Source organism: Streptomyces pyxinicus (assembly GCF_024753135.1).
In the GTDB taxonomy this organism is placed as follows: Bacteria; Actinomycetota; Actinomycetes; order Streptomycetales; family Streptomycetaceae; genus Streptomyces; species Streptomyces pyxinicus.
Genome location: NZ_JANUGP010000001.1, coordinates 130,276 through 145,725, shown reverse-complemented (window position 1 = coordinate 145,725; position 15,450 = coordinate 130,276). Strand labels below are relative to the sequence as shown.

Sequence of the window (15,450 nt, the reverse complement as noted above, 5' to 3'; positions counted from 1 at the left end):
CCCGTCGCTCGGCGGCGGGAAGTCCGGGCCCCGGCGCGGGCGGCCCGCGCCGGGACCCCTGGCTCAGTACGTCAGACCCACATGCGCCAGCGCCTGCTTCAGCAGCACCCCGTGCCCGCCCGGCATCTCGCTGTGCAGGGCGACGGAGGCCGCCTCCTGCGGACTGAACCAGACCAGGTCCAGGGCGTCCTGGCGGGGCCGGCAGTCACCGGTCACCGGCACGATGTAGGCGAGGGACACCGCGTGCTGGCGCGGGTCGTGGTACGGCGTGATGCCGGCCGTCGGGAAGTACTCGGCCACCGTGAACGGCTGCAGCGAGGCCGGTACCCGGGGCAGGGCCACCGGGCCGAGGTCCTTCTCCAGGTGGCGCAGCAGGGCGTCGCGGACCCGCTCGTGGTGCAGGACGCGGCCGGACACCAGGGTGCGGTTGACGGTGCCGTCCGGGCCGATGCGCAGCAGCAGCCCGATGCTGGTGACCTCGCCGCTGTCGTCCACGCGCACCGGCACGGCCTCGACGTAGAGGATCGGCATCCGGGCCCTGGCCATCTCCAGCTCGTCCGTGGTCAGCCAGCCGGGCGTGGTCTCGGTCATGTCAGACATTGCTTGATCATACTTTCCGGGTGGGGCGTCCGCTGGGGTCGGAGGCCGGTTCGGATACGGGCGGTCCGTACAGTCGGCGGGCGTTGTCGCGGCCCGTCCAGGCCGCGATGCGCAGGGCGTCGGACAGGGTCAGCTCGTCGGCGTCCACCCGGTCCTGGAGGAGACCGGCGAGGGCGCCCCGGAAACACAGGGCGCCCAGGTGGTGGAACTCGGCCAGACCGTAGGCGTCGGAGCTGTACAGCAGTTTGCGGAACGGGGTGATCTCCAGGGCCTCCTCCAGTACCGCGCGGCAGCGGGCCGGGCCGGTGTGGTGCAGGGCGAGCCCGACGTCCAGGTACACCTGCTCGAACACCGCCGACAGATAGGCGGCCTGCCGGTGGTAGGGCCAGCAGTGCAGCAGCAGGACCGGGACGGTGCCGGAGGTCAGCCGCAGCCAGTCGGTGAGCAGGGCGGGATCGGCGTGGTGCAGACGCAGGTCGGCGTCGCCGAAGCCGGTGTGCAGTTGCAGGGGCAGCCCCAGCTCGACGGCCGTCCACAGCAGGTGCCGTACCAGGACCGGGTCCGTCAGGCGCCCGCCCGCCGTGAGCCAGCGGGCGGCGGCCTCGGTGACCTCGGCGTCGGCGGGGCGGCGCGGATCCAGGGCGAAGCCGGTGCGGTAGGCGGCCACCGACTTCACCGCGACCACGTCCGGGCGGCGCACCGCGTCCTCGGCGGCCGAGCGGAAGACGGCCGCGTACTCCCCGGGCTCCACGCCCCGGGCGGCGACCGCCTCGGCGAGCTGTTCGAGGCGCACCACCTCGAAGGCGGCGGCGCCGGCCGCGCGGGCCAGTTCGGCGGGGGAGGTCAGGGGGTGCGGGGCGTACCCGGTGTCCACGCAGAACACCTCGGCCCCGGCCGCCGTCAGGAACCGCCGCCCGGCCTCCGCGTGCCCGAGGGCCGTGCGCCGGTCCAGGTACGCCTCGGGCGGCGCGTGCCGGGGCAGGTCGAGCAGGGGCGCGCAGTGCCGCCGTACGGCCAGCCCGGCGGGCGTGTCCCAGGGGGAGACGCCCGGCCAGGCCGCGCCCTCGGTGAGCAGGGACGCGAACGCCTCGGGGGAGAGGTCGGCGGTCACCGCGCCGTGGCAGTGGTGGTCCACCAGCGGCAGTGCGGCCAGGGCCTCGTGGACCGGTCCGGTGCCGGGGGCCATCGTCAGTACACCCAGCGGTAGGCCGCCGCCACCCGCGCGTCGTCGAACCCGGCCACCGCTGCGGCCTCGCCGAGCCGTACGGCGATCACCGCGTCCGCGAGGACCGGGCCCAGCGCCGCCCGCAGCACCTCGTCCGCGCGGAACTCCTCGACGGCCTCGGGCAGCGAGCGCGGCAGCCGCCGGACGCCCCGGGCCGCCGCCTCGTCCGGGCCGTGGCGCGCCGGGTCGCCGGTGATCTCCTCGGGCAGCGACAGGCCCCGGTCCACCCCGTCCAGGCCGGCGGCGATCACACAGCCGAGGGCGAGATACGGGTTGGCGGCCAGGTCGACCGGTTTGACCTCCATGTTGGCGTCCTGGTCCGCGCGGCCGGACGTGCCCGTGACCATCCGCAGCGCGGCCTCCCGGGTCTCGTGGCCCCAGGCCGTGAACACCCCCGCCCACTGGGAGGGGCGCAGCCTGAGGTAGCTGGCGGGGCTGGGCGCGGTCACGGCCGTCAGCGCCGGCAGGCGGGCGAGCACCCCGGCCGCGAAGGACTCGGCCTCGGGCGTCATGCCGTACCGGCGCTCGCCGCCCGCGTGCAGGTTCCGCCCGTCGCGCCAGGAGGACAGGTGCAGATGGCCGCCGTTGCCGACGCCCTCGGCCGACACCGCGGGCGCGAACGACACCCGCAGGCCGTGCCGCCGGGCCACCGCCCGGATCGTCTGCCGCACCAGGACACTGCGGTCGGCCGCCGCCACCGGGTCCAGCGCCCCCACCGAGACCTCGAACTGCCCGGCGGCGTACTCGGGATGCACCTGGTCGACGGCCACGTCCTGGGCGGCGAACGCGGCCAGCAGGTCGGCGGCGCAGTCGCCCAGCTCCACCTGCCGGATCGCCCCGTACGCCGGGCCGGACACCGCCGGCACGAACTCCCCGGGCGGCGCCGAGTCCAGCCCGGCCGCCCACTCGACCTCGATCGCCGCCCGGAACGCGAGGCCGTACCGCTCGGCGGCGCGGGCGACGGTGCGGCGCAGGAAGGTCCGGGCGCAGCCGGGGTGCCGCTCGCCCTCCTGGCTGATCCGGTCCACCGGCGCCCAGGCCCAGCCGGGCTGCCCGGCCAGCACCACCAGCCGGTCGAGGTCCGGATAGAGCCGCAGGTCACCGTCCGGGCCGCCCAGCACATCCGTGGTGACGACCGAGTCGTCGGCGAGGAAGGTGTCGAACACCGGGGACATGCCCACACCCCGGGTCACGGCCGACTCCAGCCGGGCCGTCGGAACCGTCTTCACCCGGGTGACGCCCGCGGTGTCGACGTAGGCGAGCACGATGCCGCGCACGCCCCGCTCGGTCAGCTCCGCGGTGAGCGCGGCGGCCCGGCCCGGCTCGCCCGGGCGCCCGCCGGGCACGGGGTCGGCAAGGCTGGTCATCACGTCCTCCTCGGCAAGCTCGGCGGTACGGCGGTGCCGGTTCAGCGTTTCACGGCCACCGCGCCGAACTGCGGTACGGCTCCCGCGCCCGGCTCGGCGCGCCACCGCGAGCACGGCACCAGACCCGGCTCCACCAGGTCCAGGCCCGCCAGGAAGGAGGCGATCTCGGCACGGGTGCGGGCGGTGATCGGCGGGGTGGCGTGGGCGTTCCAGAACTCCATCGCCGGCACGTTGCCCTCACCGCCCACGTCCGCGTCGTACGTCGGATGGGTGAGGACCAGGTGGCTGCCCGACGGCACCGCCGCCACCAGCCTCCGCACGATCTCGCGGGCCTCGTCGGTGTCCAGCACGAAGTTCAGGATGCCCAGCAGCATCACCCCGACCGGCCGGGACAGGTCCAGCGTCTCGGCGGCGCGCTGCACGATGCCCTCCGGGTCGTGCACGTCGGCGTCGACGTAGTCGGTGACGCCCTGCGGGGAACTGGTGAGCAGCGAGCGGGCGTGCACCAGCACGATCGGGTCGTTGTCGACGTACACGATCCGGGACTCGGGCGCGAGGCGCTGGGCGATCTCGTGGGTGTTGTCCACGGTGGGCAGGCCCGTGCCGATGTCCAGGAACTGCCGGATGCCGCGCTCGGCGGTCAGGAAGCCGACCGCCCGTGCCAGGAACCCCCGGTCCGCGCGGGCCACTGCCCGGATCACCGGGAACATCCCCGCCACCTGCTCGCCGACCCGCTGGTCGACCTGGTAGTTGTCCTTGCCGCCGATCCAGTAGTTCCACACCCGGGCGTTGTGCGCCACGGACGTGTTCAGCCGGCCCGCGCCCGCCGTCGGAGGATGCCCTTCGGTCACGTCGCCGCCCCTTCCGCACACGCTGGTACGCCGTCATTGTGCCGCCCGGTGATCGACCTGTCCCGGGAAACGCGCACCACGGGCGGTTCCGGGAGCGCCGGGACGTTCCGGACCCCGGCACCGGGCGCCCCGCCCGGTCGGCGACACTGGTGCGGTACCCCGCCCCCGACCGGAAGCCGCGCATGCCCGCCACGCCCACGCCCCTGACCGACGCCGAGCACCTGCCCGCCGGGGCCGCCGACATCCGGCTGGTCGTCACCGACATGGACGGCACGCTGCTGGACGACGCGAAACGCCTACCCGAGGCGCTGTGGCCGCTGCTCGCCGAACTGCGCCGGCGCGGCGTGCTGTTCAGCCCGGCGAGCGGCCGCCAGTACGCCACGCTGGCCCGGCAGTTCGCGGACGTCGCCGAGGGCATGGTGTTCATCGCGGAGAACGGCACCTACGTGGTCCGCGACGGCGTGGAGCTGAGTTCCGACCCGCTGGAGCGGACCGTCGCGGCCGACGTCGCGCGCACGGTACGGCGGCTCGTCGCGGACGGCGTGGACGCCGGCGCCGTGGTGTGCGGCAAGCGGTCGGCGTACGTCGAGCGGGCCGACGAGGCCTTCCTCGCCGAGGTGCGCACGTACTATGCCGAGCACCGGGTCGTGGACGATGTCACCGCCGTCGAGGACGAGGTGATCAAGGTCGCGGTGTTCGACTTCGGCCCCGCCGAGCGCTCCACCGCCCCGGCACTGGCCGGCTTCGCCGCCACGCACCAGGTCGTCGTCTCCGGCGAGCACTGGGTCGACGTGATGAACAGCACCGCGAACAAGGGCACCGCCCTGCGCCGCCTCCAGCGGGCACTCGGCATCACGCCCGCGCAGACGATGGTCTTCGGCGACTACCTCAACGACCTGGAGATGCTCGACGCCGCCGACTGGTCCTTCGCCATGGCCGGCGCCCACCCGCAGGTCCTGGCCCGGGCCCGCCACCTGGCCCCGTCCAACAACGAGGAGGGCGTGCCGCGCACCATCGCCCGGGTGCTCGGCCTGTGACGGGTCAGGGCTCGCCCGGCCGCTAGCCGGTCACGGCTTGCGGCCGACCCCGCCGTACAGCGACACCGGCCCCCGCTCCGCGGTCGCCTCCCCGGGCCGCCAGCCGTCGACCGGGACGACGCCGGGGTCGAGCAGATCCAGGCCGTCGAAGAAGGCGGTGACCTCGGTGCGGGTGCGGGCCACCAGGGTGACGCCCCCGGCCGCGTAGGCGGCGACGCCCTCGCGGACGTGCTCCGGCTCGAAGTCGGCCGTCAGAGTCGACAGCACCAGGCAGCTGCCCGGGGCGAGGGCGTCGACCAGGGTGGACACCAGGGTGTGGGCGCCGTCGTCGTCGGCGACGAAGTGCAGCAGCGCGATCAGCGAGAGGGCGACCGGCCGGCCGAGGTCCAGGACGGCACCGGCGCGTTCCAGGATGGTGTCCGGGTCCCGGGCGTCGGCCTGCACGTACTCGGTCACGCCCTCCGGGGTGCCGCGCAGCAGCGCGCCCGCGTGGGCGAGCACGATGGGATCGTTGTCGACGTAGACCACGCGGGCGTCGGGCGCGGCGGACTGGGCGATCCGGTGCAGATTGGGCTCGGTGGGGATGCCGGTGCCGATGTCCAGGAACTGCCGGACGCCGTCCGCGGCCAGCGCGCGCGTGGCCCGGTGCATGAACGCCCGGTTGGCGCGCGCGGCACGGGCGGCGCCCTGGTCGATCGCCTCGATGCGGCGGCCCAGTTCCTCGTCGACGGGGTAGTTGTCCTTACCGCCGAGGAACCAGTCGTAGACCCGGGCCGGATGCGGCCGGGTGGTGTCGATGCGCTGTACTGCCGGCCGGGTCCCCGTCACCCTGCTGCTCCCTGTGTCGGACCGCTCCCGGTGGTCGGTCCGGGACGTGCGGGCAGCAGTCTGGCACGATCATGCCGCCCGGCGGAGGCAGTCTTCGGCCACCTTCTTGTCGAGCGCGGCCCGGACCAACGCGGCGGCGAGGGTGGCCGGTTGGGCGTCACCGGCCAGCGCGGTCAGCTTCTGCGGGTCCTTCGGCAGGCCGAGCCGGCCCGCCCCGGACAGCGCCTTGGCGTCCAGGTACGGGCCGACTTCCGGCCACACCTGCTGGGCCTCGCGCAGGAAGATGTCGGCACCGGCGGGCCCGACGCCCGGCTCCTCCTGCAGCAGCCGCCGCAGCTCGCCGGTGTCGCCGTCCGCCTCCTCGTGCAGCCGCCGCAGATCGCCGTGCCAGCGCTCCAGCAGCAGCTCGGCGCCGTCGCCGAGCTGGGTGGCGGTGCGTTCGTCGTAGCGCCGGTAGCCGCCCCGGCCGAGCGCGTCCACCCGCTGCTGCCATCCGGCGTCGGCCATCCGGCGCGGGCTGTCCAGGTGGTCCTCGTGCAGGGCCCGGGCGGCGGCCACCGCGACCGACGCCCGGATCCGGGCACTGAGCAGCAGGGCCAGCACCAGCAGCCGGTACAACGGCTGCGGGGTGTCCTCCAGGCGGATGCCCGCCTCCTCGGCGTACGTCCGCCCGTACTCGGACACCAGCTCCCGTACGATCCGTTCGTCGCGGTCCATGGTCTCGCCCCTACGGCTTGAGCGGGTCGTGGCCCAGCGTCATCAGCCGGTGCCGCAGCCGGGTGTCCTCGGAACTGTGCTCCGGCAGCGGCTCGTCCTCCATGTCCACCAGGTCACCGACGGTGTCCACGACCCGGTACATCACCCGGACGTCGTCGTCGGTGAGGTCGGTACGGCGCTTCTGGAGGATGGACAGGACGTGCTGCCCGGTCGGCGTGCCGGCCTCCTCGGGCAGCGGCTCACTCTCCTCGGCCGCGTCGCGGACCTTGAGCCAGGTGGCGAGTTCTGCCGAGGTCATGTTCACCACGCGGTGGAAGTCCTCCCACAGCGCGTCCATTTCCAGGGCATCGGCCACGGGTCTTTCTCCTTCCGTGCGAGCTCTTCTGTACGGGATCTTCTGTGCGGGCTCTCATGGGCTCGGGCCGGCTACTGGCTCTCCCCGCGCGGGAAGTTCTCGGCCTCGAACATCCAGCGCTGCTTCTCCAGATCGGCCGTGATGGCGATCAGCAGGTCCTGGGTGACCGGGTCGGGCTCGTCCGTCACGGCGATGCGCTCGCGCAGCCGGCCGATGGCCGCCTCCAGGGTGGACACCATCAGCTCCACCACCTCGGTGTCCCGCAGCCAGCCGTCCTTGGTGCCGGGCAGCGCGAAGGTCGCGGCGATGGTCTCCGGGCGGCCGTCCGGGGACACGCCCAGCGCCGCCGCGCGCTCGGCCACCGTGTCCGAGTGGGCGCGGGCCGTCGCGACGACCTCGTCCAACTGGAGGTGGATCGAGCGGAACCGCGGACCCACGATGTTCCAGTGCGCCTGCTTCCCGACCAGCGACAGCCCGAGCAGGTCCACCAGGGTGTCCTGAAGGGCGGTCCCGGTGACACCGAGCGCCTCCTCCGGGAGCGTGCTCTTGATCACGGTCATGGTGCGTCCGTACCCTTTCTCGGTTTTCCCGTGCCGAGAGGTTCCCTCCGCACGGTGTCGGTCACGTCCGAAAGGGCGGGTGCCCAGCGTCGCCGGGCGCAAACAGGCCTGCTCAGCGGGGCAGTACGGCCTCCAGGAAGCCGGTCAGCTCGGCGACGGCACGCGCGCGCTCCAGCTCCTGGAACACCTCGTGCCGGGCCCCGGGGAAGATCCGCTCGGTCAGCCGGCCGCCGAGCCGCTCCACGCCGGGGCGGCTGCCGGCCATCGGCACCAGCCGGTCGGCGTCCCCGTGCAGCCACAGCACCGGCAGCGCCCCCACGGCACCGCCCGCCGCGACCGTCTCCAGGGCCCGGGCGAAGGCTTCGAGCGTCGGCCGCTTCATCGGTCCGTGCCACACCAGCGGGTCGGCGGCGTAGGAGGCGCCCACCGCGGGATCGCGGGAGAGCGCGGCCGGGCTCACCGGGGTGTCCGGGATCTCCGGCAGGGCCAGCAGCCGTCCCGGCAGCGCCCAGGCGCCGATCACCGGGGCGGACAGCACCAGCGCGGCCGGCTCGGAGCCGTACCGCTGGGCGTACCGGGCCGCGACCAGGCCGCCCATCGAGTGCCCGAACAGGACGAGGGGCAGCCCGGGGTGGGCGGCGCGGGCCAGGTCCGCCACCGCGTGCAGGTCGGTGACCAGGTCCTCGAAGTCCTCGATCAGCACCCGTTCCCCGGCCGACCCGCCGTGCCCCAGATGGTCGGGCGCGTACACGGCGGCCCCCTGCCCGGTGAGGACGGCGGCGAGGGCGCCGTACCGGCCCGCGTGCTCGCCGTACCCGTGCGCGAGCAGCGCCAGGAAGCGGGGCGCCGGGTGCGGCCACTCGTGTACGGCGACGGCTCCGCGGGTGCCGTCCAGGACAGGGCGTGATGCGTGGCGCATGGCGTGGCGCATGTCTCCTCCAGCGGCGTCGGCGCGACCGGGAAGGATCTTCCCAGCGGACCGTCCGCGGGTCTATAGTCCAAAACTAGCAGTGCTAATTAAGTGCGTGCCCGTCACGCGGGGCCGTGGAAGGGAAACGGCCCCGGCTGATCCACAACGTCGTAGGTCAGGAGTCCCAGCCGTGCGTCCCGTCCACTTCGCGGCCGCCCGCCGCACCCCCATCGGCAAGCTGCGCGGGGCCCTGTCCGCCGTCCGGCCCGACGACCTCGCGGCGACCGTGATCCGCCGGCTGGTGGCCGACACGCCCGCCCTCGACCCCGCCCGCGTCGACGACGTCTACTGGGGCGCGGCCAACCAGGCCGGCGAGGACAACCGCAACGTCGCCCGGATGGCCGCCCTGCTCGCCGGACTCCCCGAGACCGTGCCCGGCGCCACCGTCAACCGGCTGTGCGCCTCCGGCCTGGAGGCCGTCACCACCGCCGCCCGCACGATCGCCGCCGGCGAGGCGGACATCGTGATCGCGGGCGGCTCCGAGTCGATGAGCCGCGCCCCCTTCGTGCTGCCCCGCCCCGACGAGGCCCTGCCGCAGCGCGTCGAGACCCACGACACCCGGCTCGGCTGGCGGCTGGTCAACCCCGCCATGAAGGACCTGCACGGCCTGCTCTCGATGGGCGAGACCGCCGAGGAGGTCGCCGAGCGCTACGGCGTCTCCCGCGAACGCCAGGACGCGTTCGCCCTGCGCAGCCACCAACTCGCCGCCGCCGCCCGCAAGGACGGCCACTTCGACGCCGAACTCCTGCCCGTGGAGCGCCCCGACGGCATCGTGGTCGAGCAGGACGAGTGCGTCCGCGAGGACACCTCACTGGAGAAACTGGCCCGTCTCAAGCCCGTCTTCCGCCAGGGCGGCACGGTCACCGCGGGCAACGCCTCGCCGATGAACGACGGCGCCGCCGGACTGCTCCTGGTCAGCGAGGACGCCCTGAACGACCTGGGTCTCGATTCCCTCGGCCGCTATGTCGCGGGCGCCTCGGCCGGCGTCCACCCCGACGTCATGGGCATCGGCCCCGTCCCGGCCACCCGCAAGGTCCTCGCCCGGGCCGGCTGGGACGTCGCCGACCTCCAAGAGGCCGAGTTCAACGAGGCGTTCGCCGCCCAGGCCCTCGCCTGCGTCGACCGACTGGGCATCGATCCCGGCCTGGTGAACCCCACCGGCGGCGCCATCGCCCTCGGCCACCCGCTCGGCTGCTCCGGCGCCCGCATCCTGACCACCCTGCTGCACCGGATGCGCCGCACCGGCGCGGGACGCGGACTGGCCACGATGTGCGTCGGCGTGGGCCAGGGCAGCGCGCTGCTGGTCGAGAGGGCATAGGCGCGCCTCGGCCGGAAGGCGCCGGCCGCGCTTCAACGGGGGCTCCCCGCACGGGGACGCGAGACACGAGCCGCAGCAAGAACGGAGCACCACCCCATGGCAACCCTGTCCGTCGCCGCCATCCTCGCCGAGAACGCCCGGCGCCGCCCCGACAAGACCGCCCTCGTCGAAGGGGACCTGCGGCTCGGCTTCGGCGAGGTGTGGCGGCGGGCGCTGGCCCGGGCGGGCGCGCTCACCGCCCTCGGCGTACGGCCGGGCGACCGGGTGGCGCTGATGGCCCCCAACACCGCCGAGTTCCCCGTCGCCTACTACGCGATCGCCGCGGCCGGCGGTGTCGTGGTCCCCGTCCACCTGCTGCTGTCCACCGAGGAGGTCGAGCACGTCCTCAAGGACAGCGGCGCCCGCCTGCTGCTGGTCCACCCGGCCCAGGCGGACACCGGCCGGGCCGCGGCCGACGCCACCGGGGTCGAGACGGTCACCCTCGGCGCGGAGTTCGACCGGCTCGCGGCGGACGCCGAGCCGCTCCCGACCCACCTCACCCGGGCCGCCGACGACCCCGCGGTGATCTTCTACACCAGCGGCACCACCGGCGTCCCCAAGGGTGCCGTGCTCAGTCACTTCAACCTGGTGATGAACGCGACCGTCAACGCCTTCGACGCCAACGACATCCGCCCCGACGACATCGCGCTCGGCGCCCTGCCCCTGTTCCACGCCTTCGGTCAGACCGTCTCCCTCAACTCCACCTGGCGGGCCGGGGCCACGCTGGTGCTGCTGCCCCGCTTCGACGCGGCCCGTGCCATCGAGCTGATGGCCGAGGAGGGCGCCAACACCTTCCACGGCGTGCCGACCATGTTCGTCGCGCTCGCGGCGGCGGCAGCGGACGCCCCGGCCCTGCCCGCACTGCGGGTGTGCGTCTCGGGCGGCGCCTCGCTGCCCGTCGCCGTCCTCGAACGCTTCGAGGCGGCGTTCGGCGCCCGGGTCCACGAGGGGTACGGGCTCTCGGAGACCTCGCCGGCCGCCGCCGTCAACCAGCCCGACTTCGGCACCAGGCCCGGCACCATCGGCCACCCGCTGTGGGGCGTCGACGTGGAGATCGCCCGCGCCGAGACCGACGACCGGATCGAGCTGCTGCCGACCGGTGAGCTGGGCGAGGTCGTCATCCGCGGCCACAACGTCTTCTCCGGCTACCTGGGCCGCCCCGAGGCCACCGCCGAGGCCCTGGTGGACGGCTGGTTCCGCACCGGCGACCTCGGCACCAAGGACGCGGACGGGTTCCTGCGCATCGTGGACCGCAAGAAGGACGTCATCATCCGCGGCGGCTACAACGTCTACCCGAGGGAGGTCGAGGAGGTGCTGACGCGCCACCCCGGCATCGCCCAGGCCGCCGTCATCGGCCTGCCCGACGACCTGCACGGCGAGGAGGTGTGCGCCGTCGTCGTCCCCGCGCCCGGCACCGCGCCCGACGCCGCCGCCGTCACCGCGTGGTCCAAGGAGCACCTCGGCCGGCACAAGTACCCGCGGCGGGTGGAGTTCACGGACGCGCTGCCGCTCGGCCCGAGCATGAAGGTCCTCAAGCGGGAGCTGCGGGCACGGTACGCGGACCGGTAGCGAGGCGTCTCGAACAGGCCGGTTGCGTGCGCATAGCATCGGTCCCCACATGAACACGATGACGCTCTGGCACATATCCGGCTGGCAGTTCGCCGCGCTCGCCCTCGCCGCGCTGCTCGTCGGCTTCTCCAAGACCGCGGTGAGCGGCGCCAACACGGTCAGCCTCGCGGTCTTCGCCGCCGTGCTGCCCGCCCGCGCCTCCACCGGCGTGCTGCTGCCCCTCCTGATCGCCGGCGACCTGCTCGCCGTCGCCACCTACCGCCGGCACGCCCACTGGCCCACCCTGTGGCGGCTGTTCCCGGCCGTCGCGGTGGGCGTGGTGGCGGGCACGCTGTTCCTGGTGTGGGCGGACGACGGGATCGTACGGGTCTCGATCGGCGTCATCCTGCTGGTGATGGCCGGCGTCACGGTGTGGCGGCGGCGCAGGGCCGAGACGGCGCCGGAACCGGACGCGGTGACCACCCGGGCGGGTCGGCTCACGGCGCGCTCCTACGGCGTGCTCGGCGGCTTCACCACCATGGTCGCCAACGCGGGCGGCCCGGTGATGTCGATGTATCTCCTCTCCGCGGGCTTCCGCAAGCTGGGCTTCCTCGGCACGTCGGCGTTCTTCTTCCTGATCGTCAACGTGGCGAAGGTGCCCTTCAGCGCCGGACTCGGCCTGATCGACGGCCACTCGCTGCTCCTGGACGCCGCGCTCGTGGTCTTCGTCGTACCGGGCGCGCTGCTCGGCACCTGGGCCGTGAACCGGATCAACCAGCGCCTGTTCGAGCAGTTGGTGATCGCGGCGACGGTCGTGGGCGGCGTACAGCTGCTACTGCGCTAGCCCCGGCAGCGCGGGCACGTCGGCGAACTCGACGCTCCGACGGAAACGACAGCGGCGCGCGCCGCCCCCTCACCGTCAGCGGTCCCCGGGATTCCTGCGCAGCAGATACGTGTCCATGATCCACCCCTTGCGCTCACGCGCCTCGGCCCGCAGCCGCTCGATGCGCGGCCCCGCCTCGGCGATCGGACCGGAGACGAGGATCTCGTCGGGGGTGCCGAGGTAGGCACCCCAGTAGATGTCCATGTCCTGGTCGGCGTACGCGCGAAAGGCCTGGTGGGCGTCCAGCATCACGATGACGTCGTCCACCCCCTCCGGAAGCCCCTCGGCCAGCCGCCGCCCGGTGGTGATCTGCACCGGGCGCGCCACCCGGTTCAGGCCCGTGCGGTGCCGGGCGGCCAGCGCCGAGACGCTGCTGATGCCGGGCACGACGTCGTACGCGAACCGCACGCCGCCGCGCTCCAGCACCTCCTGGAGGATCGCGAGCGTGCTGTCGTACAGGGCGGGGTCGCCCCACACCAGGAAGGCGCCGGTGCCGTCCTCGCCCAGCTCCTCGGCGATCAGCCGCTCGTAGATCCCGGCGCGGGCGCTGCGCCAGTCCCCGACGGCCGGCGGGTACGCCGCCCCGCCCGCCCGGCGGTCCCGCTCCGGGTCCCGGGCCGTCACGACCCGGTACGACCCCTCGGGCAGATGGGCGTCCAGGATGTCCCGGCGCAGCCGCGTCAGGTCGTCCTTCACCTCGCCCTTGTCGAGCAGGAAGAACACCTCCGTGCTCCGCAGCGCCTTGACCGCCTGCAGGGTGAGCTGGTCGGGGTCGCCCGAGCCGATGCCGATGACATGAATCCTTCGCACACCCCGAGTCTGCCGCACATCGGGTACCGACCCCGCACACGGGCCCCGGCCGCCTCACCCGAGCCGCGGCGCCTCCGCCCGGGCGTCCACCGGCCCCTCGCCGCGCTCCACCCGCCCGGCCAGCTCCCGCGCCCAGCGGCCGAGCCCGGGCAGGTCCATGCCGTAGGGCCGGTCCTCGCCCCCCACCCGAGCCCACTCCTCGACCGCGCCGGCGCCCCGCCGCAGCAGCCGCGCACCGCCGACCGTGTTGCCCCGGGCCGCGTGCGTCAGCCCCACCGCCAGCTGGGCCAGCCCCCGCCACAGCGCCCGCTCCTCGCCCGGCCCCGACTTCCAGGCGTCCTCGAACACCTCGTGCGCGTGGAACGGCTTGCCCGCCGCCAGCAGCGCCCGCGCCTCCGCGACCGTCTCCCCGGGCGTCCGGACGACCCCCTCGGGCTGACGCTCGACGCCCTCCGTGCCATAGGGCAACGGCCGCCCGAGCCCGTCCCGGGGCCGCGCACTGCGCGCCCGCCCCTCCGGGTCCCGGTCCCTGCCGTCCGCCGCGCTCGCCTTCGCCATACCCCGATTCTCCCCACCCCGCCCCGGCCCTCTTCGGCGCACCCCCGCAGGTGGGGTAAAGTTCTGTTCGCGCGATCACGCGGGTCACCGCGAGTGAGCGCACCGGGACGTGGCGCAGCTTGGTAGCGCACTTGACTGGGGGTCAAGGGGTCGCAGGTTCAAATCCTGTCGTCCCGACTCAATGGAGTCGCAGGTGAGGGGCGGTTTCGGAGGAATCCGAAACCGCCCCTCACCTATTGTTCGGGGACCAGTTGGGGACCAGCGGTACCCGCGGCTGTGATCTTGTGGACGTCCGGGTGCGGGGAGCGCTGGGTGGTGGTCAGTGAGCCGTGGCCGGCGATCCTGCGCAGGACGTGGAGGGGGACTCCGGCGTCCGCGAGCCAGGTCAGTGCGGTGTGGCGGAGGTCGTGGCGGCGCAGGTGCTCGTAGCCGAGGCGTGTGACGACCTCGTCCCGGTGGGTGGCGTCGCGTAGGACCGCGGTGGAGATGCGTCCTGCGCGTGGGCCGGCGAACAGACGCGCGTCGGGCGCTGGGCCGGACGGAGAGGATGCGCTGGGCCACGAGCGGGCGTGGTCTGGCGCCGTACCGTCCAGATCCACTGGCTGGTGTCGATGTCTGCGACGCGGCACCCGGAGACTTCGCCGATCCGGGCGGCGGTGCTCGCGGCGAAGAGGACGACGTCGCCCCGGCCTCGGTACTGGTTGTAGGAGGCGGCCACGAGGGCGTCGGCCAGTTGGACGAGGGTGTTCCAGTCGGGCAGGGCGAGGGCTCGTGGGTCGCGGAGTCCGTCCGCGGCCTGCCTGTATAGCTTCTGCCAGCCGCTGACCCGGGTGGGGTTGCTTCGATATGGAGTGCGCCGCGCCATCCTTCTGCTGGCGCGACTGACGGCCTGTGGAATCTGATACCGGTTCGAGGCAAGTGCGGTGGATCTTCGAGCGATATGGAGCACCAGACAGATGCGGGAGAAGACCGTCGGCGACGTATGACACGGCAGGCTTTGACGGCAAAGGAAGTCACCTACGCGAGCAGTTGTCAGAGCGGGCTGGGTGGTGAGGGCTGGGCCGAGCAGCGTGCCGCGCAGCTGAGCTGGCTGTGGTCGTCACCGGTCTGGTGATCGTCGCGGACTGGCTGGCGAGTCAGACGGAGGCGATCACCGCCGTCATACCGGCGCTGAGTTGGCGGGGGACGCCGGAGGAGGTTGACGAACATTGGGAGCGCGCCCGGAAGGTGGCACCGGCTTTTGTGGCGAATGCCCAGTTGGGTAGAGCCCGGTTCGGCGCCGAACGCTTTGAGGGCATGTTCCCGTTCCCGCCGAACGCGCTCCAGGCGGATCTCACCGAGCATCTGCCGGTCGTGGTGAACGGTGCCGGCCTGCTGCTTGTCACGGCGCCGACGGGGGATGGGAAAACTGAGGCGGCCCTGTGCGGGGCGTCGGTGCCGGGTCGGGCGGCACAGACTCGCGGGATGGCTTTCGCGCTGCCCACCATGTCGACGGCGGATGCCATGTATCCAAGGGTGGAAGCCTTCGCGCGCGATGCTCTCGTCGGAGATCGCGCACTGACTCTGCTGCACTCCATGGCGTGGCTCTCTCCCGTCTACAGCCCTGCCGGTCCGGTCGGCGCCGAGGCAGACTCGCTGGGGGAGTCGAGTACCGACCCGGTGACAGCGACCGAGGCGGGTGCGTGGTTGAGGGGACGTTGACGCGGGTTGCCGGCTCCGCTCAGTGTCGGCACCGTCGACCAGCCTTTGAGTGCGGTCCTTCCTCTCAACTTCAACGCCCTGCG

At 73.7% G+C, this 15,450-nt stretch carries 17 protein-coding genes and 1 tRNA gene; 6 read left to right on the top strand and 12 right to left on the bottom strand.

Going from position 1 to position 15,450, the window contains the following annotated elements; translation table 11 throughout:
* Window positions 1-63 precede the first annotated feature (63 nt).
* From NX794_RS00725 to NX794_RS00710, 4 genes are read right to left on the bottom strand one after another with little or no spacing between them, the layout of a single operon-like run.
* Window positions 64-591 carry an NUDIX hydrolase family protein gene (locus NX794_RS00725; RefSeq protein ID WP_258776383.1) on the bottom strand — a complete coding sequence of 176 codons (528 nt, stop codon included), beginning with the start codon at window positions 589-591 and terminating at the stop codon, window positions 64-66.
* Between the two features lie 16 nt (window positions 592-607).
* A complete protein-coding gene (locus NX794_RS00720) occupies window positions 608-1,786 on the bottom strand; it encodes an amidohydrolase family protein (RefSeq protein WP_258775975.1) in 1,179 nt (392 codons plus the stop codon).
* A 2-nt stretch (window positions 1,787-1,788) separates the two neighbouring features.
* Window positions 1,789-3,192: a type I glutamate--ammonia ligase gene (locus NX794_RS00715; RefSeq protein WP_258775972.1), complete on the bottom strand. Its 1,404-nt coding sequence runs from the start codon at window positions 3,190-3,192 to the stop codon at window positions 1,789-1,791.
* Between the two features lie 41 nt (window positions 3,193-3,233).
* On the bottom strand, window positions 3,234-4,043 hold the full coding sequence (locus NX794_RS00710; RefSeq protein ID WP_258775970.1) for an SAM-dependent methyltransferase: 810 nt from the start codon (window positions 4,041-4,043) through the stop codon (window positions 3,234-3,236).
* A 182-nt stretch (window positions 4,044-4,225) separates the two neighbouring features.
* Between NX794_RS00710 and NX794_RS00705 the strand changes: the two genes are divergently transcribed.
* Window positions 4,226-5,080, top strand: a complete 855-nt coding sequence (locus NX794_RS00705; protein ID WP_258775969.1) for a Cof-type HAD-IIB family hydrolase — start codon at window positions 4,226-4,228, stop codon at window positions 5,078-5,080.
* A gap of 30 nt (window positions 5,081-5,110) precedes the next feature.
* On the opposite strand, the gene NX794_RS00700 is transcribed toward NX794_RS00705, so the two are convergent.
* The 5 genes from NX794_RS00700 to NX794_RS00680 form a co-directional block, all read right to left on the bottom strand.
* Complete coding sequence (locus NX794_RS00700; protein ID WP_258775968.1) at window positions 5,111-5,908, bottom strand: SAM-dependent methyltransferase; 798 nt, start codon at window positions 5,906-5,908, stop codon at window positions 5,111-5,113.
* A 69-nt stretch (window positions 5,909-5,977) separates the two neighbouring features.
* A complete protein-coding gene (locus NX794_RS00695) occupies window positions 5,978-6,625 on the bottom strand; it encodes an endonuclease (protein ID WP_258775967.1) in 648 nt (215 codons plus the stop codon).
* 10 nt (window positions 6,626-6,635) lie between these two features.
* On the bottom strand, window positions 6,636-6,980 hold the full coding sequence (locus NX794_RS00690; protein WP_258775966.1) for a DUF3140 domain-containing protein: 345 nt from the start codon (window positions 6,978-6,980) through the stop codon (window positions 6,636-6,638).
* A 71-nt stretch (window positions 6,981-7,051) separates the two neighbouring features.
* On the bottom strand, window positions 7,052-7,540 hold the full coding sequence (locus tag NX794_RS00685) for a Dps family protein (RefSeq protein WP_258775965.1): 489 nt from the start codon (window positions 7,538-7,540) through the stop codon (window positions 7,052-7,054).
* Window positions 7,541-7,652: 112 nt separating this feature from the next.
* Window positions 7,653-8,459, bottom strand: a complete 807-nt coding sequence (locus NX794_RS00680) for an alpha/beta hydrolase (RefSeq protein WP_258775964.1) — start codon at window positions 8,457-8,459, stop codon at window positions 7,653-7,655.
* 181 nt (window positions 8,460-8,640) lie between these two features.
* Between NX794_RS00680 and NX794_RS00675 the strand changes: the two genes are divergently transcribed.
* From NX794_RS00675 to NX794_RS00665, 3 genes are all read left to right on the top strand, one after another.
* The gene (locus NX794_RS00675; RefSeq protein WP_258775963.1) at window positions 8,641-9,828 is read left to right on the top strand and encodes a thiolase family protein; all 1,188 of its coding nucleotides are present in this window, start codon (window positions 8,641-8,643) and stop codon (window positions 9,826-9,828) included.
* Between the two features lie 96 nt (window positions 9,829-9,924).
* Window positions 9,925-11,436, top strand: coding sequence for a long-chain-fatty-acid--CoA ligase (locus NX794_RS00670; protein WP_258775962.1), 1,512 nt, complete (start codon window positions 9,925-9,927; stop codon window positions 11,434-11,436).
* 49 nt (window positions 11,437-11,485) lie between these two features.
* Window positions 11,486-12,259 carry a sulfite exporter TauE/SafE family protein gene (locus tag NX794_RS00665; RefSeq protein ID WP_258775960.1) on the top strand — a complete coding sequence of 258 codons (774 nt, stop codon included), beginning with the start codon at window positions 11,486-11,488 and terminating at the stop codon, window positions 12,257-12,259.
* Window positions 12,260-12,334: 75 nt separating this feature from the next.
* On the opposite strand, the gene cobF is transcribed toward NX794_RS00665, so the two are convergent.
* Window positions 12,335-13,108: a precorrin-6A synthase (deacetylating) gene (gene cobF / locus NX794_RS00660; protein ID WP_258775958.1), complete on the bottom strand. Its 774-nt coding sequence runs from the start codon at window positions 13,106-13,108 to the stop codon at window positions 12,335-12,337.
* A 54-nt stretch (window positions 13,109-13,162) separates the two neighbouring features.
* Complete coding sequence (locus NX794_RS00655; protein ID WP_258775956.1) at window positions 13,163-13,666, bottom strand: DUF309 domain-containing protein; 504 nt, start codon at window positions 13,664-13,666, stop codon at window positions 13,163-13,165.
* A gap of 103 nt (window positions 13,667-13,769) precedes the next feature.
* On the opposite strand from NX794_RS00655, the gene NX794_RS00650 reads away from it, so the two are divergent.
* A tRNA-Pro gene (locus tag NX794_RS00650) sits at window positions 13,770-13,843 on the top strand.
* 56 nt (window positions 13,844-13,899) lie between these two features.
* Here NX794_RS00650 and NX794_RS00645 read toward each other — a convergent pair.
* Window positions 13,900-14,265 carry a site-specific integrase gene (locus NX794_RS00645; protein WP_258775954.1) on the bottom strand — a complete coding sequence of 122 codons (366 nt, stop codon included), beginning with the start codon at window positions 14,263-14,265 and terminating at the stop codon, window positions 13,900-13,902.
* A 493-nt stretch (window positions 14,266-14,758) separates the two neighbouring features.
* Here NX794_RS00645 and NX794_RS00640 point away from each other — a divergent pair, with 493 nt between their 5' ends.
* Window positions 14,759-15,367: a hypothetical protein gene (locus tag NX794_RS00640; protein ID WP_309505949.1), complete on the top strand. Its 609-nt coding sequence runs from the start codon at window positions 14,759-14,761 to the stop codon at window positions 15,365-15,367.
* Window positions 15,368-15,450: the final 83 nt, after the last annotated feature.